This window comes from Nocardioides pollutisoli, from assembly GCF_040045055.1.
Taxonomy (GTDB): Bacteria; Actinomycetota; Actinomycetes; order Propionibacteriales; family Nocardioidaceae; genus Nocardioides; species Nocardioides tweenelious.
Genome location: NZ_JBDZDU010000001.1, coordinates 1,060,233 through 1,082,274, shown reverse-complemented (window position 1 = coordinate 1,082,274; position 22,042 = coordinate 1,060,233). Strand labels below are relative to the sequence as shown.

18 protein-coding genes and 1 tRNA gene are annotated in these 22,042 nt (G+C 71.7%); 11 read left to right on the top strand and 8 right to left on the bottom strand.

Annotation, left to right across the window (positions count from 1 at the left end; genetic code table 11):
* Positions 1 to 25 precede the first annotated feature (25 nt).
* Entirely contained in the window at positions 26 to 1,606 is a 1,581-nt protein-coding gene (locus tag ABLE68_RS05250; RefSeq protein ID WP_348870227.1) for a chloride channel protein, read from the top strand.
* On the opposite strand, the gene ABLE68_RS05245 is transcribed toward ABLE68_RS05250, so the two are convergent.
* From ABLE68_RS05245 to ABLE68_RS05235, 3 genes are read right to left on the bottom strand one after another with little or no spacing between them, the layout of a single operon-like run.
* Complete coding sequence (locus ABLE68_RS05245; RefSeq protein WP_348870226.1) at positions 1,572 to 3,041, bottom strand: FAD-dependent monooxygenase; 1,470 nt, start codon at positions 3,039 to 3,041, stop codon at positions 1,572 to 1,574. The genes ABLE68_RS05250 and ABLE68_RS05245 overlap by 35 nt on opposite strands.
* A gap of 9 nt (positions 3,042 to 3,050) precedes the next feature.
* Complete coding sequence (gene fahA / locus ABLE68_RS05240) at positions 3,051 to 4,226, bottom strand: fumarylacetoacetase (RefSeq protein ID WP_348870224.1); 1,176 nt, start codon at positions 4,224 to 4,226, stop codon at positions 3,051 to 3,053.
* Positions 4,223 to 5,068 carry a hypothetical protein gene (locus ABLE68_RS05235; RefSeq protein ID WP_348870223.1) on the bottom strand — a complete coding sequence of 282 codons (846 nt, stop codon included), beginning with the start codon at positions 5,066 to 5,068 and terminating at the stop codon, positions 4,223 to 4,225. The genes fahA and ABLE68_RS05235 overlap by 4 nt, the downstream gene beginning before the upstream one ends.
* A gap of 69 nt (positions 5,069 to 5,137) precedes the next feature.
* Here ABLE68_RS05235 and ABLE68_RS05230 point away from each other — a divergent pair, with 69 nt between their 5' ends.
* The gene (locus ABLE68_RS05230; RefSeq protein WP_348870222.1) at positions 5,138 to 6,349 is read left to right on the top strand and encodes a homogentisate 1,2-dioxygenase; all 1,212 of its coding nucleotides are present in this window, start codon (positions 5,138 to 5,140) and stop codon (positions 6,347 to 6,349) included.
* 134 nt (positions 6,350 to 6,483) lie between these two features.
* Positions 6,484 to 7,704, top strand: a complete 1,221-nt coding sequence (locus ABLE68_RS05225; protein WP_348870221.1) for an MFS transporter — start codon at positions 6,484 to 6,486, stop codon at positions 7,702 to 7,704.
* On the opposite strand, the gene ABLE68_RS05220 is transcribed toward ABLE68_RS05225, so the two are convergent.
* Positions 7,679 to 8,479 carry a DUF2189 domain-containing protein gene (locus ABLE68_RS05220; protein ID WP_348870220.1) on the bottom strand — a complete coding sequence of 267 codons (801 nt, stop codon included), beginning with the start codon at positions 8,477 to 8,479 and terminating at the stop codon, positions 7,679 to 7,681. The genes ABLE68_RS05225 and ABLE68_RS05220 overlap by 26 nt on opposite strands.
* A 135-nt stretch (positions 8,480 to 8,614) precedes the next feature.
* Here ABLE68_RS05220 and ABLE68_RS05215 point away from each other — a divergent pair, with 135 nt between their 5' ends.
* The 4 genes from ABLE68_RS05215 to gad all read left to right on the top strand — a co-directional run bounded on the left by ABLE68_RS05215 (position 8,615) and on the right by gad (position 14,057).
* Entirely contained in the window at positions 8,615 to 10,981 is a 2,367-nt protein-coding gene (locus tag ABLE68_RS05215) for an FdhF/YdeP family oxidoreductase (RefSeq protein WP_348870219.1), read from the top strand.
* Positions 10,978 to 11,949 carry a pirin family protein gene (locus ABLE68_RS05210; RefSeq protein ID WP_348870218.1) on the top strand — a complete coding sequence of 324 codons (972 nt, stop codon included), beginning with the start codon at positions 10,978 to 10,980 and terminating at the stop codon, positions 11,947 to 11,949. The genes ABLE68_RS05215 and ABLE68_RS05210 overlap by 4 nt, the downstream gene beginning before the upstream one ends.
* 70 nt (positions 11,950 to 12,019) lie before the next feature.
* Entirely contained in the window at positions 12,020 to 12,595 is a 576-nt protein-coding gene (locus ABLE68_RS05205) for a DNA-3-methyladenine glycosylase I (RefSeq protein ID WP_348870217.1), read from the top strand.
* A gap of 82 nt (positions 12,596 to 12,677) precedes the next feature.
* Positions 12,678 to 14,057 (top strand): glutamate decarboxylase, encoded by a 1,380-nt coding sequence (gene gad, locus ABLE68_RS05200; protein WP_348870216.1) that lies wholly within the window; start codon positions 12,678 to 12,680, stop codon positions 14,055 to 14,057.
* Here gad and ABLE68_RS05195 read toward each other — a convergent pair.
* From ABLE68_RS05195 to zwf, 4 genes are read right to left on the bottom strand one after another with little or no spacing between them, the layout of a single operon-like run.
* The gene (locus ABLE68_RS05195; RefSeq protein WP_348870215.1) at positions 14,035 to 14,709 is read right to left on the bottom strand and encodes a class I SAM-dependent methyltransferase; all 675 of its coding nucleotides are present in this window, start codon (positions 14,707 to 14,709) and stop codon (positions 14,035 to 14,037) included. The genes gad and ABLE68_RS05195 overlap by 23 nt on opposite strands.
* A 34-nt stretch (positions 14,710 to 14,743) precedes the next feature.
* On the bottom strand, positions 14,744 to 15,370 hold the full coding sequence (eda, locus tag ABLE68_RS05190) for a bifunctional 4-hydroxy-2-oxoglutarate aldolase/2-dehydro-3-deoxy-phosphogluconate aldolase (protein WP_348870214.1): 627 nt from the start codon (positions 15,368 to 15,370) through the stop codon (positions 14,744 to 14,746).
* Positions 15,354 to 17,222, bottom strand: a complete 1,869-nt coding sequence (edd, locus tag ABLE68_RS05185) for a phosphogluconate dehydratase (RefSeq protein WP_348870213.1) — start codon at positions 17,220 to 17,222, stop codon at positions 15,354 to 15,356. The genes eda and edd overlap by 17 nt, the downstream gene beginning before the upstream one ends.
* Entirely contained in the window at positions 17,219 to 18,715 is a 1,497-nt protein-coding gene (zwf, locus tag ABLE68_RS05180) for a glucose-6-phosphate dehydrogenase (RefSeq protein WP_348870212.1), read from the bottom strand. The genes edd and zwf overlap by 4 nt, the downstream gene beginning before the upstream one ends.
* An 85-nt stretch (positions 18,716 to 18,800) precedes the next feature.
* Between zwf and ABLE68_RS05175 the strand changes: the two genes are divergently transcribed.
* The 4 genes from ABLE68_RS05175 (at position 18,801) to ABLE68_RS05160 (ending at position 22,016) form a co-directional block, all read left to right on the top strand.
* The gene (locus ABLE68_RS05175) at positions 18,801 to 20,039 is read left to right on the top strand and encodes an ROK family protein (RefSeq protein ID WP_348870211.1); all 1,239 of its coding nucleotides are present in this window, start codon (positions 18,801 to 18,803) and stop codon (positions 20,037 to 20,039) included.
* Between the two features lie 17 nt (positions 20,040 to 20,056).
* Positions 20,057 to 20,440, top strand: coding sequence for a DoxX family protein (locus ABLE68_RS05170; RefSeq protein ID WP_348870210.1), 384 nt, complete (start codon positions 20,057 to 20,059; stop codon positions 20,438 to 20,440).
* 28 nt (positions 20,441 to 20,468) lie between these two features.
* Entirely contained in the window at positions 20,469 to 21,869 is a 1,401-nt protein-coding gene (locus ABLE68_RS05165) for an amidase (protein ID WP_348870209.1), read from the top strand.
* A gap of 74 nt (positions 21,870 to 21,943) precedes the next feature.
* Positions 21,944 to 22,016: transfer RNA gene (locus tag ABLE68_RS05160), tRNA-Thr, on the top strand.
* Positions 22,017 to 22,042 lie beyond the last annotated feature (26 nt).

The following is a 22,042-nucleotide window of genomic DNA, read 5'->3' as shown; positions in this document are numbered from 1 at the left end:
AGTGCAACTATTGCATACTGCACGAATGCTGTCCCTCCGTTCACTGCGGTCGTCCGACCTCGGACTCCTGACGCTGGCGCTGGTCGTGGGCGCCGGGTCCGGGTTGGGTGCGATCGCCTTCCGCTGGCTGGTCATCTCCTTCACCCGGGTCTTCACCGGCTACGACGACTACAGCGACGTCGGGCACTCCGCGCACGGCTGGCTCCCGGCCCTGGGGCCGTGGTTCGTCCTCCTCACGCCGGTGGTCGCCGGCCTGATCTACGGGCCGCTGGTCCACGGCTTCGCGCGGGAGGCGCGCGGCCACGGCGTACCCGAGGTGATGTACGCCGTGGCCCGCCGTGGTGGACGGATCCGCCCGCAGGTGGCACTGGTCAAGGCGCTCGCCTCCGCGCTCTGCATCGGCGGGGGCGGCTCCGTCGGCCGCGAGGGACCGATCGTCCAGATCGGTTCGGCACTCGGTTCGACGCTCGGTCGGGTCGTCCGCGCCGACGAGGAGCGGATGCGTCTGATGGTCGCGTGCGGCGCTGCCGGCGGTATCGCCGCCACGTTCAACGCCCCGCTCGCAGGCGTCTTCTTCGCCATGGAGCTGATCCTCACCGACTTCGCCGCTCGCAGCTTCGGCATGGTCGTTCTGGCCTCCGTGACGGCGAGCGTGATCGGACGAGCGGCGCTGGGTGACGATCCCTTCCTCACGCTGCCGGCGTTCCGGGTGGAACACCCCGAGGAGTACCTCCTCTTCGCCCTGCTCGGCGCGATCGCCGGCGTGGTCGGGGTCGCCTTCACCCGGGTGCTGTACGCCGTGGAGGACGCGTGCGACTGGGCGTGGCGCTGGCCGGAGTGGCTGCGTCCCGCCGTCGGTGGACTGCTGCTCGGCCTGGTCCTGCTGGTGCTCCCCGAGATGTACGGCGTGGGCTATCCGGTGCTCGGCAACGGTGTGGCCGGGGCGTACGGCGTGGGCTTCCTCCTGGTCCTCCTGGTCGGCAAGATGATCGCCACCAGCCTCACCATCGGGATCGGCGGCTCCGGTGGCGTCTTCGCGCCCAGCCTGTTCATCGGCGCGATGCTCGGATCGGCCTTCGGTCAGGCGGCGCACGCGGTGGTGCCTGGTCTGGTGGGCGCGGCGGGTGCCTACGGTCTGATCGGTATGGGCGCCGTCTTCGCCGGAGCGGCCCGTGCTCCGATCACGGCTGTCGTGATCATGTTCGAGCTCACGGGCGAGTACTCGATCATCCTGCCGCTGATGGCCGCGATCGTCCTCGCCACCGGTCTCAGCCACCTCGTGTCGCCGGACAGCATCTACACCCTCAAGCTCCGGCGGCGCGGCATCGACCTGAGCCAGCCCGCCCACGAGGCCGCGCTGAGCACGACGACCGTCGGTGACGTGATGACGCCGACGACTCACCCCGAGGTCGTCGACGGACCTGCGTTGTCCGTGGACCAGACGGTCTCCGAGGCGCTCATGGTCCTCGACCGGGAGGACGTCCAGCGACTCCCGGTGCTCGCCGAAGGCCGGACCGAGGTCGTCGGCTGGTTCGGACACCGCCAGGCCTTTCGGCTGCTGCGACCCGAGATCAACGACCTCGCAACAGCTGCTCGATCGCCCTGACGACACCGTCGCGGGACATCACGGCTGCGACGTACGCGTCCGGTCGCACCACCCAGACCTCGCCCGGTCGCACGCCCAGCTCGTCGGCGAGATCCGGTGGGAGGACCAGGGTCGTCAGGGGCAGGTCCGTCTCGGGCGGCTCGACCGGGTCGGTCGCGAGGAGCAGCAGCCCGCGCCGGGCGAGCTCGCGGAGCCGGCTGTCGCCGACGGGGTGGTCCGGGAGGATCGCGCCGACGGCCGGGTGGGCGTCGGCGCCGTACCGGACGGGCGCGTAGAGCCGTCCCGAGTCGATCTCCGCGCGAGCCTCCGGGTCGGTGACCGCGCGTTCGAGGACGTCGAGCCGGTGGGCGCGGCCCTCGGCGGTCTGCGGCACCAGGAAGTCCATGGTCCGGGTCGTGACGGCGAGGTTCTCGGCAGCGGCCGCGCGGCGTTCGGTGTCGTAGCCCTCGAGGAGCCGCTCGCCCTCACCCCACCCGTGCAGTGCGAAGGCGATCCGCCACGCGGCGTTGTCGGCGTCGGCGACACCGGAGTTGAGGCCGCGCGCGCCGAACGGCGCCATCAGGTGCGCGCAGTCGCCGGCGAGGAGCACGCGGCCGGCCCGCATCCGGCTCGCGCGGCGCGCGTGGAAGCGGTAGACGGTGCGCCACACCACCTCGTAGGGCCGGTCGCCGACCACCGCGCGGATCCGCTCGTCGAGTGCGCCGCTGGTCTCCTCGGCCGCCAGGTCGAAGTCGGCCGGCACCTGCCAGTCGATCCGGTAGACCGAGTCGGGACACGGGTGGATGAGCACCTGGCGGCCGGGGTTCCACTCCGGATCGAAGTGGAAGCGCCGCTCCAGCTCACGGTCAGGCAGGTCGGTGCGGATGTCGCAGATGAGGAACCGGTCGTCGAAGGACGTGCCGGCGAAGTCCAGCCCCAGGGCGCCCCGGATGCCGTCAGCATGGGCGCCCGCGCAGGCCACGACGTACGGCGTCGCGATCCGCGCCGGTCCGTCAGGCGTCTCGACGGCGAGCTCGACGCCGTCCTCGCCCTGGGTCAGCCCGGTGACGCGATGCCCCCACCGCACCTCGATCTCGGGCGCCTCGGCGATCCGCTCGTCGAGGAGCGCCTCGACCCGCGCCTGCCCGATGTTGACCCACGGCGGGAACGGCGATCGCCCCGGGTCGGCGAAGGTCAGCGCGAAGAGCTCGTGCTCGCGGAAGTAGGTGCGCGCGACCCGCCAGGTCACGCCCTCGTCGGCGATCCGGTGGCCCCCGCCGACGCTCGCCCAGACGTCGAGGGCCTCGCGCTGCTGGCAGATCGAGCGCGAGCCGACGAGCTCGCGTCGGGTGAGCGCGTCGAGCAGGAGCACCGGCACGCCCCAGCGGGCGAGCAGCAACGCGGTCGTCTGGCCGACCGGGCCGTTGCCGATCACGACCACCGGACGCGTGTCCATGGTCGGAGGCTAGACCCGCGCGGGCTCGATGACTCCGGTGACCTCGCCGAGGGCGATCCGGCCGCCGCCGGTGCCGGGTGCGGTGTAGCGGAGCACGACCTCGTCACCGTCGTCGAGGAAGGCCGACTGCTCGCCCCAGCCGATCTCCAGGAAGGAGCCGCGTTGGCCGGGGTCGGGGCCGCTGATCGTGCCCGACCCGTAGAGGTCACCCGTGCGCAGCGATGCGCCGTTGACGGTCAGGTGGGCGAGCATCTGGGCGGGGGACCAGTACATCGTGCGGTACGCCGGACGGCTGACGACCTCGCCGTTGAGCAGCACCTCGACCTCGATGTCGAGACCCCTCGTCGCGCCAGGACCCAGGTAGGGCAGGGGTTCCGGCTCCTGGCCGGGCAGGTCGACCCAGGCTGCGTCGAGGGCCTCGAGGGGCGTCACCCACTGCGAGATCGAGGTCGCGAAGGACTTGCCGAGGAACGGGCCGAGCGGGACGTACTCCCAGGCCTGGATGTCGCGCGCGGACCAGTCGTTGAGGCCGACCACCCCGAAGACGTGGTCGGCGAACGCGTCGTACGAGACCCGGCTGCCCTGCTCCGACGGAGTGCCGACGACGAAGCCGAGCTCGGCCTCGATGTCGAGGCGGGCGCTCGGGCCGAACGCCGCGTCCCGCTGTTGCCCGATCGGTCGGATGACGGGGGTGCCCGACGGCACGACCGTCCCGGCGCGACCGTGGTAGCCGACCGGGAGGTGACGCCAGTTGGGCAGCAGCGGCTCCTGGTCGGGCCGGAAGATCCTGCCGACGTTGGAGGCGTGGTCGAGCGAGGCGTAGAAGTCGACGTAGTCGGCGACCTCGACCGGCAGGTGCAGCGTCACCTCGTCGACCGGCACCAGGTGGGGCTCGACCAGGTCGCGCTCGGTCTCGTCGGTGAGCAGTCCGGTGACCCAGCGGCGTACGGACTCGCGGACCTGGCGACCCTCGGCCATCAGCGCGTTGAGCGACGACTCCTGGAAGACGTGGTGCACGTCGAGCATCTCGGCAGCCGCGACCGGCGACAGGTCGAGGACGTGCTCGCCGATGCGCACCCCGACCCGTGGGTCCTCGCCGCCGTGGGAGAAGACGCCGTACGGCAGGTTGTCGGTGTCGAAGAGGGAGCCGGCGGCCCCGGGGACCCAGGTGGTCGGGGTGGTCATGAGACCAGTCCGAGCTCGAGCAGGTCGGCGAGCGGCTGCTCGACGTCGCAGGACCCGAACGACGTGAACCAGCGTCGCGCGCCGCCCAGGTCGAGTTCGGCCGCCTCGCCCGCGAGCGCGGATCCGTTGCGTCGGTCGAGGATCTCGACGACCTCGTCGATGGAGGACCCGTCGAAGGCCTGGCGGGTCGCGACCAGGACGTTGAGGAAGCCGTGGTGCTCGAAGCCGTCGTCACCCGTGTGCCGGACCGCGTGGTGCAGGCCCGCCGTGCACTTGAACGGTGTCTCGCGGTCGAGCGCCGCGTCGATCCACCGCGCGAGCGCGTGGCTGGCGGGGAAGGCGGACGCGTCCAGGCCGCCGGTGCGGAACTTCAGGCGCAGCTCGGCCTCGGCCACCACGTCGGCGGCGGCGAACCAGCTCGCGGTCGAAGCGACGTGCGGGAGCTCGACGTAGACCGGCACGTGGTCGTCGAGCTGGCCCTCGGCGATCGCGGCGTCGACGGCCGCGACGACGCGCCGGGCGTTGCCGACCAGGTCGTCCGGGTCGCGCAGGGCGACCTCGAGCCCCTCGAGCGCGACGTGCAGCTTGCGGGCCAGCGACGCAGGGCCCGCGATCTGCCCGGCGCCCCCGGTCACCACCACGGACAGCGCGAGCGGGGTCGCCTTGAGCGCCGGGAGGTCGGAGTCGCGGACGACGAAGGTGCCGACCAGGTCGGCGTGCGGCTGCGAGCGTCGGGCCTGGTGGTCGGCGGCCGCGGCGTCCAGCGGGGCGTCGCCGGGCGGGAAGATCGCCGCGTCGTCGACCAGGCCGCGCCAGGCAGCAGGGAGCGGGTGCGTTGACACGCTGGCTATCCTAACCAGGACGCAGATAGCGAACGAATGCGTTCGATTAACGGACATGCGGAGACGACCATGGCTCACTACCGACGGATCGGCACCGTGCCGCCGAAGCGGCACACCCAGCACCGCGACCCGGAGGGTCGGCTCTACTACGAGGAGCTGATGGGCGAGGAGGGCTTCTCCTCCGACTCCTCGCTGCTCTACCACCGGGGCGTGCCGTCGGCGATCGTCGCCTCCGAGGTGTGGGAGCTGCCCGACCAGAGCCGCACCCCCAACCACCCGCTCAAGCCGCGGCACCTCAAGCTGCACGACCTCGAGACCGGCGGCGACGCGGTCAATGACCGGCGGCTGGTGCTCGGCAACAACGACGTCCGGATCTCGTACGTCGTGACGTCGACCGGCCCCTCGCCGTACTACCGCAACGCGATCGGCGACGAGTGCGTCTACGTCGAGTCCGGGACCGGCGTGGTCGAGTCGGTCTTCGGGGTGATCGGCTACCGCGCCGGCGACTACGTCGTGATCCCGCGGGCGACCACCCACCGCTGGGTCCCGGCCGAGCCGAGCCGTCTCTACGCGATCGAGGCCAACAGCCACATCGCGCCGCCGAAGCGCTACCTCTCCCGCTACGGCCAGCTGCTCGAGCATGCGCCGTACTGCGAGCGCGACCTCTACGGACCGGAGCAGCCGTTCACCCAGGAGGGCACGGACGTCGAGGTGCTGGTCAAGCACCGCACCAGCGCCGGCATCGTCGGGACCCGGATGACCTACGCGACGCACCCGTTCGACGTCGTCGGCTGGGACGGCTGCCTCTACCCCTACACGTTCAACATCGACGACTACATGCCGATCACCGGCAAGATCCACCAGCCGCCGCCGGTGCACCAGGTCTTCGAGGGCCACAACTTCGTGGTCTGCAACTTCCTGCCGCGCAAGGTCGACTACCACCCGCTGGCGATCCCGGTGCCCTACTACCACTCCAACGTCGACAGCGACGAGGTCATGTTCTACGTCGGCGGCGACTACGAGGCACGCAAGGGCTCGGGCATCGGCCTCGGCTCGATCTCGCTGCACCCGGGTGGCTACGCCCACGGCCCGCAGCCGTCGGCGATCGAGGCGTCGCTGGGCGCCGAGTACTTCGACGAGTCGGCGGTCATGGTCGACACCTTCGCCCCGCTCGACCTCGGCGAGGGCGGGCTCGCCGTCGAGGACCCGGCGTACGCCTGGACCTGGGCGGGCCGGGGCGGGGACGACGGGGACGGCGCGGCGGTCTTCTCGAACAGCTGACGCATCACTACGCTGGCCGCATGACTCGTCGGAATCACTAGGTCGCGACGCGGCGCCTGAGGCGCCGCGCCTCCTCGCGACCCATTTCCTCGCCCGCCGACTCGGTCGGGCGATCCTGATTCGGAGACATCCTCATGCCCGGCGTTGCCCACGCCGGGAGCATCCGCGAGGTCATCGCCGGCCCCGACGTAGCGCGGACCTTCGCGCTCGCCCTGGTCGGTCGGCTGTCCTACGGGCTGCTCCCGCTCTGCCTGCTCTTCACCGTCCGCGACTCGTCCGGCTCCTTCGCGGTGGCCGCCGCATCATCGGCGGCCGTCGGCATCGCGACCCTCGCCATGCCCGTCCAGGCCCGGCTGGTCGACCGTTGGGGTCAACGACGGGTCCTGCCCTGGTACGCCCTCCTCTACGCCGCGCTCCTGGGTGCCGCCGCGCTCCTCGCGGGGACCACGCCACCGGACGCCGTCTGGGTCGCGACGGGCCTGTTCCTCGGCCTGTGCGCCCCAGCGCTCGGGCCGGCGATGCGGGCCCAGTGGCGCGAGATCGCCCCCGAGGGTCCACCTCGACGGATCGCCTACTCGATCGACTCGGTCGCCGAGGAGTCGCTCTACCTCGTGGGTCCGCTGGCCGCCGGGGTCGTGCTCGCGACCGGCCCGGCGCGGGTCGGGCTGTTCCTGGCGGCGGGACTCATCCTCGTCGGGACCGCGGGACTCGTGACCTCGCCGTACGTCCCCGCGCCCGCAGCCCCGGCCTCCGTGCCGCGGACCCGCGGCCTCGGGGTGCTGCGCCAGCCCGGGCTGGGCGTCCTGCTCCTGGTGATGGTGGCGGCCGGAGCGTCCGGCGCGACCTGCCTCATCGGCGTCGCGGCGATCGCGGACGACGCGGGCGTACCGGGCGCCGTCGGGGCGGTCGAGGCAGGGATGGCGGTCGGCGCGATCCTGGCGGGGCTCGCCTGGGCCCGGCTCCGACGAGACCTCGCCTGGCCGGCCGCGCTGGGCCTCCTCCTGACGGTCTCGTGCCTCGCCCAGGCCGGCGCGGCGGTGGCCGCGCCTCACCTCGTGCTCGTCAGCGTCCTTCTCGTCGCCGTGGGTGCAGCGGCCGCCCCGGTCTACGTCGTCGCCTTCACCGGCGCTGACAGCCTGGTCGACCCCGAGCAGCGCACGGAGGCGTCGACCTGGGTGAGCACGGCGCTCAACGGGGGCAACGCCGCGGGGACCGCGCTCGCCGGTCTCCTGCTCGTGGTCGGCGCGGCAGCGCCGTTCGTCGTCGCGGCCCTCCTGTCGGCCGTGGCAGCCGGCACCGCCCTGGCCCGGGCGGTCCGGTCGAGGCGGTCTACGGGGCGACCGGCTCGTTGTTGAGCACCTTGTAGGTGTACGCCGTGCCGATGATCACCAGCGGGATCGTGACGATCAGGCCGACGAAGCAGACGATGATCCCGGCGACCGCGACGAGGCCGCCGACGATGTACCAGACGATCGTGTTGCCGAGGTTCTTGGTGGTGAAGTCGAAGCTCGCCTTGATCGCGTCGATCGGCGCCATGCCCTTGTCGATGACGAAGAAGAGCGTGTACGACGTCAGGAAGGCGACCACGATCCCGGGCACGTAGCAGAGGGCGTAGCCGACGGTCGTCGCGAGACCGACGAGCAGGCTCGCGATCACGACCGGACCGAGCCGCTCGGTCTTGAAGATCTCGGAGGTCTGGAAGTCGCGGCCCTCGGTGATGCCGAGTGCTCCCCGGATGATCCCGGCGCCGACGATCTGGGCGACGATGAAGAGGAAGCCGGCCGCGATCGCGCCGACGATCATCCGCCACACGAAACCGGACCCGTCCTGGCACACGAGGGTGTCGGCCGAGTTGACGTGGCACTCCGCGTTGGTGGTCAGCAGCGCCTGGAAGCCGAAGGCGATCGCGCCCGCGATGATGTAGACGACGACCAGCACCAGAGCCGCGATGATGATCTGGCCGGCATTCGCCTGGAACTTCTTCCAGCCGTAGGACAGGGCGTCGCCGAGGTTGTAGCCGTTGCCGCCGACCGGAGGAGCGGGCGGCGGCGGGGGCGGCGCCTGGCCGTAGCCGCCGGTCGGCGGCTCGCTCGGAGGAGGCGGGGTGACGGGAGGCTCGTTCGTCGACATCAGGTGCTCCTGGGGCTCGGTCCGCGGGAAGGCAGTTCGAAACCTAGTGGCACTCGACCGGCCCTGGACAGGGGCGAAACGGGCTATTCACACGGGCGGGTGACGGGTCCTTGCCCGACGGGACAGGATGGAGGCATGAGCAGGCGGCCGCCACAGAGCGACATCGACGAGCAGGACCTCGAGGTCGACGGGCCCAAGCACCACGCGGCCGGTCCCACAGCGGTCGCCGTGACCATGAAGCGCGCGGTCGAGCAGATGGGTGTCCGGCGTACGGCGCAGACGCTGCTCCGGCTCAACCAGGCCGACGGCTTCGACTGCCAGGGCTGCGCGTGGCCGGACCCGGATCCCGACCACCGGCACACGGCCGAGTTCTGCGAGAACGGCGCCAAGGCCGTCACCGAGGAGGCCACCAAGCGCCGGGTGACGCGCGACTTCTTCGTCGAGCACTCGCTCGCGGAGCTCGAGGGGAAGACCGACTACTGGCTGGGCCAGCAGGGCCGCATCGTCGAGCCGATGGTCAAGCGGGCCGGCGCCACGCACTACACGCCGATCACGTGGGACGACGCCTACGCCCTGATGGCGCGCCACCTGAACGGCCTGTCCTCGCCCGACGAGGCGGTGTTCTACACCTCCGGCAAGGTCTCGAACGAGGCTGCCTTCGCCTACCAGCTCTTCGCCCGTGCCTACGGCACCAACAACCTGCCCGACTGCTCCAACATGTGCCACGAGTCGACCTCGGTGGCGCTCGCCGAGGCGATCGGCATCGGCAAGGGATCGGTCAGCCTCGACGACATCCACGAGGCACGGCTGATCGTGGTCGCCGGGCAGAACCCGGGCACCAACCACCCGCGCATGCTGAGCGCTCTCGAGATCGCCAAGGAGCGCGGGGCGAAGATCATCTCGATCAACCCGCTGCGCGAGGCCGGGATGGTCCGCTTCAAGAACCCCCAGAAGGTGCGGGGGATCGCCGGCAACGGGACGGCCCTCTCCGACCTGCACCTGCCGGTCCGGATCAACGGCGACCTCGCGCTCTTCCAGGCGATCGGTGCGCTGCTGGTCGAGTGGGACGCGGTCGACCACGACTTCGTCGCCCAGTACACCCAGGGCTTCGACGAGTGGGTGGCTCACCTGCGCGAGCTCGACTGGGACGCCGTACGCCGTGCGACCGGCCTCGACCGCAGCGAGATCGAGGCGGCCGCGCGGATGTTCCAGGAGTCCGACGCGACCGTCGTCTGCTGGGCGATGGGGATCACCCAGCACCGCAACGCCGTCGCGACGGTCAAGGAGATCGTCAACGTCGCCCTGGCGCAGGGCAACATCGGCAAGCCGGGCGCCGGCCTGTGCCCGGTCCGCGGCCACTCCAACGTCCAGGGCGACCGCACCATGGGCATCTGGGAGCGGGTGCCCGACCACTTCCTCGACGCGCTGCGCGACGAGTTCGGCTTCGATCCTCCGCGGGAGCACGGCTACGACACGGTGAAGGCGATCGAGGCGCTGCGTGACGGCGACGCCAAGGTCTTCGTCGGCATGGGCGGCAACTTCGTCTCGGCTGCCCCCGACACCGAGGTGACCGAGAAGGCCTTCCGCAACGCGGACCTCACCGTCCACGTCTCCACCAAGCTCAACCGCTCCCACGTCGTGACCGGCAGCGAGGCGCTGATCCTCCCGGCCATGGGCCGCAGCGAGCGCGACCTGACCGGCGGTCGGCTCCAGCGGGTCACCGTCGAGGACTCGATGTCGGCGGTGCACGCCTCGCACGGCCCGCTCAAGCCGGCCTCGCCGTACCTCAGGTCGGAGGTCGACATCGTCTGCTCCCTGGCCATCGCGACGCTCGGCGACCGGCACGGCATCCCGTGGTCGGACTTCCGCGCCGACTACACCGAGATCCGGCACCGGATCGCGCGCGTGGTGCCCGGCTGTGCGGCGTACGACGAGAAGGTCAGCCAGCCGGGCGGGTTCGTGCTGCCCCACCCGCCGCGCGACTCCCGCACGTTCACGACCGAGGCCGGCAAGGCGATGTTCACGACCAGCCCGACCGACGTGCTGCACGTCCCGGAGGGCCGGCTGCTGCTGCAGACGCTGCGCTCGCACGACCAGTTCAACACCACGATCTACGGCCTCGACGACCGCTACCGCGGCATCAAGGGCGGGCGTCGCGTGGTCTTCGTCCACCCGGACGACATCGCCGCGATGGGCCTCGAGGACGGCTCGATGGTCGACCTGGTGAGCGAGTGGTCCGACGGCTCGGAGCGCCGCGCGCCGGAGTTCCGGGTGGTTCCCTACGACCAGCCGCGGGGCTGCGCTGCGGCGTACTACCCGGAGACGAACCCCCTGATCCCGCTGGGATCGACGGCGATCGGCAGCAACTGCCCGACGTCGAAGTCGGTCATCGTGCGGCTCGAGCCGCCGGGTGGCGCCGCGGGCGTCACCGAGGCGAGCGACGCCGGCACCGTGACGGCGGGTGACCGGAAGCGCACCACCGAGCCGGAGCACCTCTCGTGAGCAACCTCGAGGAGAAGCCGGCCGAGGTCGACTGCGTCGCCACGCCGGCCACCGGCGTCGAGATCATGACGCCGCGCGACGTCCCGCTCGGTGGGCCGCGGGCGATGCGGGTGCGCCGTACGTTGCCGCAGCGCGAGCGCTCGCTGATCGGTGCGTGGTGCTTCGTCGACCACTACGGGCCCGACGAGGTCGCGGACACCGGCGGGATGGTCGTGCCGCCACACCCGCACACCGGGCTCCAGACGGTGAGCTGGCTCTTCACCGGGGAGGTCGAGCACCGCGACAGCGCCGGCCACCACGCGATGGTGCGACCGGGCGAGGTCAACCTGATGACGGCCGGCCGCGGCATCAGCCACTCCGAGTTCTCCCCGCCGTCGACGACCACCTTGCACGGCGCCCAGCTGTGGGTGGCGCTGCCCGACTCGGCGCGGCACACCGACCCCGACTTCGCGCACCACGCTCCGTCGCCCGTCACGGGCGAGGGCTACGAGGCGCGGGTCTTCCTCGGCTCGTTGCTCGGGTCGACGTCGCCGGTCGCGACGTACACACCCCTGCTCGGCGCCGAGCTGCTCCTCGAGCCCGGGACCTCGCTCGTCCTCGACGTCGACCCGACCTTCGAGCTCGGCGTGCTCGTCGACGCCGGCGTGGTGTCGGTCTCCGGCACCGAGGCGAAGCCGTCCGACCTGGCCTTCGTGCCTCCGGGGTCCGCGACCCTCGGGCTCACCGCCCACGACGAGCCGGTCCGCCTGCTGCTCCTCGGCGGACCGCCGTTCGGCGAAGCCATTGTCATGTGGTGGAACCTGGTCGCCCGCTCCCACGAGGAGGTCGTCGAGTGGCGCACCGCGTGGCAGGACCAGGTCGTCGACAGCACCCTGGTCGACGGCTGGTACGGCGTCCCCGTCGGTGACGAGCGCGCGCCCATCCCGGCCCCGCCCCTCCCCAACGCCCGCCTCAAGGAACGCCGCTGACCCACGGTGGTCGAGGTGCGAGCGGAGCGAGCCTCGAACCACTGTCGGCAGGCTGCGCAAGGATGAGCGCATGGGACCACTGACCGGTGAGGACGGCGTCCAGCGCTGCCCGTGGGCGGGCGGCCCGGGGGTGATGCGCGACTACCACGACACGGAGTGGGGCAACCGCGTCCACGGCGAGGCGGCCTACCTCGAGCGGCTGACGCTGGAGGCGTTCCAGTCCGGGCTGTCCTGGTCGACGATCCTCAACAAGCGCCCGGCGTTCCGCGAGGTCTTCCACGACTTCGACGCCGAGGCGATCGCTGCCTTCACGCCCGCCGACGCCGACCGCCTCATGCAGGAGGCGCGGATCGTCCGCAACCGGATGAAGATCGAGGCGGCGATCACCAACGCCCGCGCCACCGTCGCCCTGCGCGAGCAGGAGGGCCTGGAGGCCTACGTGCTGTCGTTCGCGCCCGACGACCCGCCGGCCTGGGCCGACACGACCGAGATGGCCACCACCTCACCCGAGTCGATCGCACTGTCCAAGGGGCTCAAGAAGCGCGGCTTCGCCTTCGTCGGTCCGACGACGATGTACGCCCTGATGGAGGCGATCGGCGTCTTCGACCCGCACCTCGTGGGCTGCCACCGCCGCGGCGCCAGCTGATCGGGAGACGGCGGCCCGCCTCATCCGCAAACCGCCCGTATGGGGTGAGGACGCGCCGGCCCGAGAGGGCTTGACTCCGATCATGACCTCCAGCGCCTCCGACGACCGCGAGACCGCACTGTTCGGCAACCGCTTCCTCACCGAGGCCGCTCCGTCGGACCACTTCCCCGCGAGCGGCATGGTGCCCGTCGAGGCGATGCGCCTGCTGGGTGAGGACCTGGCGATGGAGGGCGACCCGCAACGCAACCTCGCCACCTTCGTGACGACCTGGATGGAGCCGGAGGCGCAGCGGATCATCGCGGAGAACCTGCACCGCAACTTCATCGACCACGCGGAGTACCCCATCTCCGCCGAGATCGAGCAGCGCTGCGTACGGATGCTCGCCGACCTCTTCCACGCGCCCGGCGAGACGACGGGCTGTCGCACCCAGGGGTCGTCCGAGGCGATCATGCTCGGCGCCCTGTCGCTCAAGTGGAAGTGGAAGGAGCGCCGGGAGGCGGCCGGCCTGTCCACCGTCAAGCCCAACCTGGTGTTCGGCGGCGACGTGCACGTCGTGTGGGAGAAGTTCTGCCGTTACTTCGACGTCGAACCGCGGATCGTGCCGCTGTCCGAGGACAAGTACACGATCGGCCCGGACGACGTCCGACCCCACCTCGACGAGAACACCATCGGCGTCGTGGGGGTGCTCGGCACCACCTTCACCGGTCACATGGACGACATCCGGGGCATCAACGACCTCCTGGTCGGTCTCAAGAATGACGGTGGTCTCGACATCCCGATGCACATCGACGGCGCCAGTGGCGGATTCGTGTGGCCGTTCCTCTACCCGGACTCCGCCTGGGACTTCCGGCTCGAGCAGGTCCGCTCGATCAACGTCTCCGGCCACAAGTACGGGCTGGTCTACCCCGGCATCGGCTGGCTCGTCTTCCGGGAGAAGAGCGACCTCGCGGAGGGCCTCGTCTTCTACGAGAACTACCTCGGCAAGACCGACGCCACCTTCACGCTCAACTTCTCGACCGGTGCCTCGATGGTGCTCGCGCAGTACTACATGTTCGTCCGCCTCGGCCGCGAGGGCTACACCTACGTGATGCGCCAGATGCAGGAGAACGCCACCGCGCTCGCCGACAACCTGCGCGCCAGCGGGCGCTTCGAGGTGATCGGCGACGACCAGGAGCAGCTGCCGCTGGTGGCCTTCCGGCTCAAGGGCGACCACGCGTCGTACGACGAGTCCGACGTCGCCTGGCAGCTGTCCGCCGAGCGGGGCTGGATGGTGCCGGCGTACACGCTGCCGCCCGATGCGCAGGACGTGAAGATCCTGCGGGCCCTCGTCAAGGAGACGATGAGCCGGGCACAGGTCGACCGCCTGACCCAGGACATCGAGGACGCGTGCACGACGCTCGACAAGAAGGGGGCGACGCACCCGGTCGAGCGCGAGCAGGTCAAGCAGGGCTCGGGCTACTGAGCCCGAGCGTCCCTCGGCGCGCGACGAGGTAGCCCTGGGGCTGCTGCTCGTCGGGGTCGGCGGGCTTCGTCACGGAGACGACGACCTCGAAGCCGGCCTCCTCGAAGCGCCGCGCGACCTCAGCGGGTGACATCCACCAGATGTCGAAGCCGATGCCGAGGTCGAGGGTCTGGGCGCCACGGCGGACGGTGTCGTCGCCGACCTTGTACGCCGCCGCCACGTGGCCGCCCGGCTTGACCACCCGCGCGAGCTCGCCGAACGCGATCGTGCGGTCCTCGGGCGTGAGGTACATGAGGGAGTACCACCCGAGCGCGCCGTCGAGGGAGGCGTCGGCGAACGGCAGGTCGCGCAGGTCGGCCACCTCGAAGTCGTGGCCGGGCTGGTCGCGCCGCGCGACCCGGATCATCTCGGGGGAGAGGTCCACGCCGTGGGGCGTGAAGCCCTGGGCGACGAGGTACGGCGCCAGGCGGCCGGTGCCGCAGCCGATGTCGCCGACCTCGGTGCCGGTCCCGGCTGCGTGCACGAGCTCGGAGAAGAGGCCCAGCACCGCCCGCTCGACCGGCATCCGGTCGAGGATCCCGGCGAGGCGTTCGGCGTAGAACTCCGCGAGGACGTCGTGCGAGTCGCGCAGCTCCTGGGTCCGTGGGTCCACGGCCGAGACCTTAGTAGCGCCCGCCGACAGGTAGTCAGCGCAGCGCCGCGGCCTCCGCGGCGAGCCGGGCGACCCGGTCCCAGTCGCCGGTCGCGAGCGCCTCGGCCGGGGTCAGCCACGAGCCGCCGACGCAGCCGACGTTCGGGAGCGCGAGGTACGTCGGCGCCGAGGCGAGCGTGATCCCGCCGGTCGGGCAGAAGCGGGCCGCGGGGACGGGCGCTGCGACCGACTTGAGGTACGGCGCACCGCCGGCCGCCTCGGCCGGGAAGAACTTCATCTCGGTGCAGCCGGCCTCGAGCGCGGCCAGCACCTCGGAGACCGTCGCCGTACCCGGGAGGAACGGCAGACCGGTGTCCTGCATCGCGTGCAGCAGCTGCCGGGTGGTGCCGGGGGAGACCAGGAACTGCGCGCCCGCGTCCATCGCCTGCTTCGCCTGGGACGGCGTCACGATGGTGCCGGCGCCGACCAGGATCTCGGGGACCTCGTCGGCGATCGCGCGGATCGCGTCGAGCGCCACCGGGGTGCGCAGCGTCAGCTCGATCGCGGGCAGCCCGCCGGCAACCAGGGCGCGGGCGACCTGGACGCCGGTCTCCACGGTGTCGACGGCGACGACCGGCATCACCGGGACGACGTCGAGGATCGACTCAGACAGTCTGGACAACGCGGACCTCCTGACCCGGCGCGACGACGCCCGGGAAGACGCTGGCGCCGGTGTCGGCGGATCCGACGGTGGCGCGGAAGGCCGCGAACAGCTCGCGACCGGTGCCGGCCCACTCGGGGCCCTGGGGTGCGCGCCCGGTGATCGGGCGGCGGGCGAAGGCGTCGTGCTCGACGTGCAGGTCGAGCCGACCCCCGTCGGCGTCGACGGTGACCAGGTCGCCGTCCTGGATCCGCGACAGCGGGCCACCCAGGGCGGCCTCGGGTGTCACGTGGATGGCGGCGGGCACCTTGCCGGAGGCACCGGACATCCGGCCGTCGGTCACGATCGCGACCTTCTGCCCACGGTCCTGCAGCACGCCGAGCGCCGGGGTGAGCTTGTGCAGCTCGGGCATCCCGTTGGCGGCCGGACCCTGGTAGCGGATCACGGCCACGAAGTCGCGCCCGTCGAGCGCGCCCTCGGCGAAGGCGGCGAGGAAGTCGTGCTGGTCGTCGAAGACGACCGCGGGCGCCGACACCAGCCGGTGCTCGGGCTTCACGGCGGAGGTCTTGATGACCGCGCGGCCCAGGGGGCCGGTCAGCATCCGCAGCCCGCCGTCGGAGGAGAACGGCTCGCTCGCCGGGCGCAGCACCGCGTGGTCGAGGGAGGCCCTCGGGCCCTCCTCCCAGGTCAGCTCGTCACCGCGCAGCACGGGCTCCTGCGTGTAGCGCCGCAGGCCGTCGCCGGCCACGGTCCGCACGTCCTCGTGGAGCAGGCCCGCCTCGAGCAGGGTGTGCACCAGGAACGCGATCCCGCCGGCGGCGTGGAAGTGGTTCACGTCCGCCTCGCCGTTCGGGTACATCCTGCTGATCAGCGGTACGACGGCCGACAGGTCGGACAGGTCGTCCCACGTCAGCTCGATGCCGGCCGCTCGCGCGATCGCGGGGAGGTGCAGCGTGTGGTTGGTGGAGCCGCCGCTGGCCAGCAGCGCGACGCAGGCGTTGACGATCGCCTTCTCGTCGACGATCTCGCCGATCGGGGCACCGTCCTCCTCGAGCGTCAGCTCGGTGACCCGGTGGCCGGCGGCACGCGTGAGCGCGTCCCGCAGCGGCGTACCGGGGTTGACGAAGGACGACCCGGGCAGGTGCAGCCCGAGCACCTCCATCAGCAGCTGGTTGGAGTTGGCGGTGCCGTAGAACGTGCAGGTGCCGACGGAGTGGTACGACGCGGCCTCGGCGTCGAGCAGCTCCTCGCGACCGACCTTGCCCTCGGCGTACAGCTGCCGGACGCGCGCCTTCTCGGAGTTCGGCAGGCCCGACGCCATCGGCCCCGCGGGCACGAAGACCGTCGGGAGGTGACCGAAGGAGAGGGCGCCGATCAGCAGGCCGGGCGTGATCTTGTCGCAGACGCCGAGCATCAGGGCGCCGTCGAACATGTCGTGCGACAGGGCGATCGCGGTCGACATCGCGATGACGTCGCGGCTGTAGAGCGAGAGCTGCATGCCGTCGCGGCCCTGGGTGATGCCGTCGCACATCGCGGGCACGCCACCGGCGAACTGCGCGATGCCGCCGGCCCGGATCACGGCCTTCTTCAGCGCCTCGGGGTAGTCGCGGTAGGGCTGGTGCGCCGAGAGCATGTCGTTGTAGCTCGACACCAGGGCGATGTTGGGCTTGACGGTGCCGCGCAGCGCGGCCTTGTCGGCGGGCTCGGAGGCCGCGAAGCCGTGGGCGAGGTTGGCGCAGGCGAGGCGACCGCGAGCGGGCCCGGACTGGCCGGCCAGGCGGATCCGGCGGAGGTACTCGGCGCGGCTGTCGGTGCTGCGCTCGACGATCCGCTCGGTGACGGCGGCGACGGTGGGGTGGAGGGAGTGGGTCACTGGTCGGGCTCCTGCCAGGATCGGCCGTCGCGCTCGAGGAGCGTCACGGCGGCGGTCGGACCGGTGGTGCCTGCGGGGTAGCGCTTCGGGCGCTCGGGCGTCGCCGCCCACCGCTGGAGGATCGGCTCGGCCCACGTCCATGCGGCCTCGACCTCGTCGCGGCGCATGAACAGGGTCGGGTTCCCCTTGATGACGTCCATCAGCAACCGCTCGTAGGCGTCGGGGAGACGCTGCTCGAAGGTGGTCGCGTAGCTGAGGTCCAAGGAGACCGGGCGCAGGCGGATCCCACCCGGTCCCGGCTCCTTGGCGGTGAGGTGCAGGCGCATGCCCTCGTCGGGCTGGACCTGGATGTGCAGCCGGTTGGGCGTGGTGACGCCCTCGGCTCCCGGGAACATCGGGTGCGGCGGCTTCTTGAAGACGACCACGATCTCCGAGGCCCGACGGTCCATCCGCTTGCCGGTGCGCAGGTAGAAGGGCACGCCGGCCCAGCGCCAGTTCTGCACCTCGGCCTTCAGCGCCACGAAGGTCTCCGTGAAGGAGCCGCCGTGGCCCAGGTCGGTGGCGTACGACGGCACGGGCGCGCCGTCGACCAGGCCCTCGACGTAGCGCCCGCGGATGATGTCGCGGTCGACGTCGTCCGCGGTCATCGGCTTGAGCGCCTGGAGGACCTTGAGCTTCTCGTCGCGGACGGTCTCGCGGCCGACGTACGTCGGCGGCTCCATGGCGACGAGGCAGAGCAGCTGCAGCAGGTGGTTCTGGACCATATCCCGCAGCGCGCCGGCGTTGTCGTAGTAGCCGCCGCGGCCGCCGACGCCGACGGTCTCGGCGACGGTGATCTGCACGTGGTCGACCCAGTGCGAGTTCCACAGCGGCTCGAGGAAGGCATTGGCGAAGCGGGTGACGAGGAGGTTCTGGACGCTCTCCTTGCCGAGGTAGTGGTCGATCCGGAAGATCTGCGACTCGTCGAAGACCTGGCCGACCGCGTCGTTGACCTCGCGGGCCGAGGCGAGGTCGTGGCCGATCGGCTTCTCGATGACGACCCGGGCGCGCTCGTCGACGACGCCGATCTCGTCGAGCCGCTGGCAGATCGCGCCGAAGAGCTGGGGGGCGACGGCCAGGTAGAAGACGCGGACGGCGTGCTCGGGGTGCGGCCGGTCCTTGAGCAGGGAGTGGAACCGGTCCCAGTCCTCGGGGTTCTCGGCGTCGAGCATCAGGTGGTGCAGCCGGGCGAGGAAGCGGTCCAGCGCGCCGTCGTACAGGTCGGCGGCGTCGACGAACGTCTCGAGCGCCGTCCGCACCTCGTCGCGCCAGCCGGCGTCGTCCAGGTCGGAGCGGGAGACGCCGAGGATCCGGTAGTCGGCGGGCAGCTGGCCCTCGAGGTCGCGGTGGTAGAGCGACGGCAGCAGCTTGCGGAGCGCCAGGTCGCCGGTGCCTCCGAAGACCGTGAAGTCGCACGAATCGGGCATCACGGTGGGGTTGGGGGCGACATCCATATCTCCACGGTAGGAAGAGTTAGGTCGGATAGCAAGCACAGATAGGTTTTTTCAGGATCAAAGTAGGTGGGTTTATGCTCGCCACGTGACCGAGACCTCCACCCGGCCCTCCGCTCGCGTGGCCGTGCCGCGCCTCGAGGTCCGCGAGAGCGCAGCGCCGGCGACCGCCGGTGAGCTGCTCGACCTGGTCCGGACCGGCCGGGCCAGCACCCGCTCGCAGCTGCGTGCCCTCACCGGCCTGTCCCGGACCGCGATCACGACGCGGGTCAGCTCGCTCACGTCGGCCGGGCTGCTGCTGCTCGGCGAGGAGCTTGCCTCGACCGGTGGCCGCCCGCCCGGCGCCCTGGTCTTCAACCAGCACGCCGGCGTCGTCCTCGCCGTGGCCATCGGGCGCTCCCGCAGCCAGCTCGCCGTGCTCGACCTCGACGGCCAGGAGCTGGCCTCCGACTCGCGCGACCACGAGGTCGGTGTCGGTCCCGACGAGCTGATGCCCCAGGTCGCCGACCGGTTGCGCGCCCTGCTCGACGCTGCGCTGCCCGAGGTCGGCTCGCCGCCGGTGCTCGGCATCGGGCTGAGCCTGCCCGGCACGCTCGACCCCGTCCGCGGCCTCAGCATCGGCTCACCGGTGATGTCGGGCTGGGACGGCGTCGAGCTCGCGCCGTACCTCGAGAGCGTCGGCCACGCCCCGCTGTTCGTCGGCAACGACGCCGACGTGCTCGCCCGGGCCGAGCTGCTCGCCGGCACCGGCGAGACCGACGACGTCCTCGTCGTGAAGGCGTCGACCGGTCTGGGTCTCGGGATCATCGCCGACGGTCGGGTCCTCAGCGGCCACCTCGGTGCCGCCGGCGAGATCGGGCACACGAAGGTCGACGCGGCGGAGGGGATGCCCTGCCGCTGCGGCGCGACCGGGTGTCTCGAGACCCTCGCCGGCGGCTGGGCCCTGGTGGCCCGCGCCCGCGAGGCCGGTCACGAGGTCGGTCACGTGCGCGACCTGGTCGCCCTGGCCCTGCAGGGCGACGCCGTCGCCCGCGGGCTGCTGCGCGACAGCGGCCGCGACCTCGGCGAGGTGCTGGCCATCGCGATCAACCTGCTCAACCCCGGCACGGTCGTGATCGGGGGCGACATGGCCGCGGCCTTCGACTTCCACGTCGCGGGCGTGCGCGAGAGCGTCTACGCCCGGGCTGCTCCGCTGGCGACCCGCGACCTCCAGTTCGTGGCAGCCACCCACGGCGACCGCGCCGGCCTCGTCGGCTGCGCGGCGCTCGCCCTCGACCACGTCCTCAGCCCCAGTGCCGTCGACGCGAGGCTGGCGACGGCGTCCTGACGCTCTAGGTTGTTCGCGTGGATGCGAACACCTGGCTCTGGATCGGCGCGAGCTTCCTGGCGGCGATCTTCCTCGGCACCGGACTGCTCAAGCTGACGACCCCGCGCGAGCGGCTGATCGAGGCCGGCCTCGGCTGGGCCGACGACTTCAGCCAGCAGACGATCCGGGTCGTCGGTCTCGCCGAGGTGCTCGGTGCCGTCGGCCTGGTGGTGCCCCCGCTGCTCGGCGTCGCCCCGATCCTCGCGCCGGTCGCCGCCAGCTGCCTCGCGGTGCTGATGGTGGCCGCGACCGCGGTCCACGTACGCCGCGGCGAGATCCTCCCCGACGCCCTCCGCACCCTCGCCCTGATCGTGCTGAGCGTCGTGGTCGCGGTCTACCGGTTCGGCCCACAGGCCTTCTGACCCGCCTCCGCGGGTCTAGCGTGTCCTCGTGACCCGAGTACACGCCTTCGGAGACGACGCCCTCGGCGACCTGGACGCGGTCGGTCTGGTCCAGGCCATCCAGGACGGCGAGGTGGCGATCCCCGACGTGGTGGACGCCGCGATCGCCCGCACCGAGCGTCTCCAGCCCGACCTCAACGCCGTCTCGTACGTCGCCTTCGACCGGGCCCGTGCCGAGGCCCGTGACCCGCGCGGCGGCTTCTTCGCCGGCGTCCCGTCCTTCCTCAAGGACAACGTGGACGTCGCCGGCATGCCGACCCAGCAGGGCTGCGACGCCTACCGCGCCAAGCCGCCGGAGGAGCACGGCGACTTCGCCCGGATGTACGTCGCCACCGGTCTGGTCCCGCTCGGCAAGACCCAGCTCTCCGAGTTCGGCTTCAGCCCGTCGGCCGAGCACCCGCGCCTCGGACCGGTCCGCTCGCCCTGGGACACGACGCGCACCGCGGGTGCGTCGTCGGCCGGTACGGCGGCGCTGGTCGCCGCGGGCGCCGTACCTCTCGCCCACGGCAACGACGGCGGCGGCTCCATCCGGATCCCGGCCTCGGTCAACGGGCTGGTCGGCCTCAAGCCGACCCGCGACCGTCTCGCCCAGGACAAGATCAACCGGCAGATGCCGGTCCGGATCGTCTCCGACGGCGTCCTGACCCGGTCGGTCCGCGACACCGCGGCGTTCCTGCGCGAGGCCGAGCAGGTCTACCGCGCGCTGCCGCTCCCGCCGATCGGTGACGTCTCCCGGTCCGGGCGCAAGCGGCTCCGCGTCGCCGTGCACACCCGCGGCATCGGCCGCGGCTGCAGCCCCGAGGTCGTCGAGCTGACCCTCAAGACCGCGCAGCTCCTCGAGGAGCTCGGGCACCAGGTCGAGGAGGTCGCGCACCCCGCGCCGGACTCGACGGCGGACGACTTCCTCCTCTACTGGTCGATGCTCGCGATGATGATCGTGCGCACCGGTCGCCTGCAGGCCGGCTCGAGCTGGGACCGCAGCAGGCTCGACAACCTCACCCTCGGCCTCGACCGGCACTGCCGCCGTCGGCTCCACCGGCTGCCCGGCGCGATCCGCCGGCTGCAGCGCACGGCCCACACCTCGGCCGAGTTCCACGCGACGTACGACGTCGCACTGTCGCCCACGCTGGCCCACGCGACGCCCCTGGTCGGACACCTCGACCCGACCAACGACTTCGAGACTGTGATGGACCGGATCCTCGACTGGGTGGTCTTCACGCCCTGGCAGAACGCGACCGGCGACCCGGCCATCTCGCTGCCGCTCGCGACCACCGCGGAGGGCATGCCGCTGGGCATGCAGTTCGCTGCCGGAGCGGGTCGGGAGAGCACCCTGCTGGAGCTCGCGTTCGAGCTCGAGGAGGCTCGTCCGTGGGGTCGGATCGGGGCCTGAAAACGGGCCCCGGCAGAGGGGCGCGGGGCCGATTTCTCGTTCCCCGGAACCTCTGTGTACAGTTCTCCGTCGTTGCCCCTTTAGCTCAGTCGGCAGAGCGTCTCCATGGTAAGGAGAAGGTCTACGGTTCGATTCCGTAAAGGGGCTCTGGGCCGAATTGCGTGATCCCGATA

Excerpts from the sequence above, each read along its gene's own strand:
- ABLE68_RS05250 (WP_348870227.1), top strand. The coding sequence starts at position 26 with ATGCTGTCCCTCCGTTCACTGCGGTCGTCCGACCTCGGACTCCTGACG.
- ABLE68_RS05245 (WP_348870226.1), bottom strand. The coding sequence starts at position 3,041 with ATGGACACGCGTCCGGTGGTCGTGATCGGCAACGGCCCGGTCGGCCAG.
- fahA (WP_348870224.1), bottom strand. The coding sequence starts at position 4,226 with ATGACCACCCCGACCACCTGGGTCCCCGGGGCCGCCGGCTCCCTCTTC.
- ABLE68_RS05230 (WP_348870222.1), top strand. The coding sequence starts at position 5,138 with ATGGCTCACTACCGACGGATCGGCACCGTGCCGCCGAAGCGGCACACC.
- ABLE68_RS05225 (WP_348870221.1), top strand. The coding sequence starts at position 6,484 with ATGCCCGGCGTTGCCCACGCCGGGAGCATCCGCGAGGTCATCGCCGGC.
- ABLE68_RS05220 (WP_348870220.1), bottom strand. The coding sequence starts at position 8,479 with ATGTCGACGAACGAGCCTCCCGTCACCCCGCCTCCTCCGAGCGAGCCG.
- ABLE68_RS05215 (WP_348870219.1), top strand. The coding sequence starts at position 8,615 with ATGAGCAGGCGGCCGCCACAGAGCGACATCGACGAGCAGGACCTCGAG.
- ABLE68_RS05205 (WP_348870217.1), top strand. The coding sequence starts at position 12,020 with ATGGGACCACTGACCGGTGAGGACGGCGTCCAGCGCTGCCCGTGGGCG.
- gad (WP_348870216.1), top strand. The coding sequence starts at position 12,678 with ATGACCTCCAGCGCCTCCGACGACCGCGAGACCGCACTGTTCGGCAAC.
- zwf (WP_348870212.1), bottom strand. The coding sequence starts at position 18,715 with ATGGATGTCGCCCCCAACCCCACCGTGATGCCCGATTCGTGCGACTTC.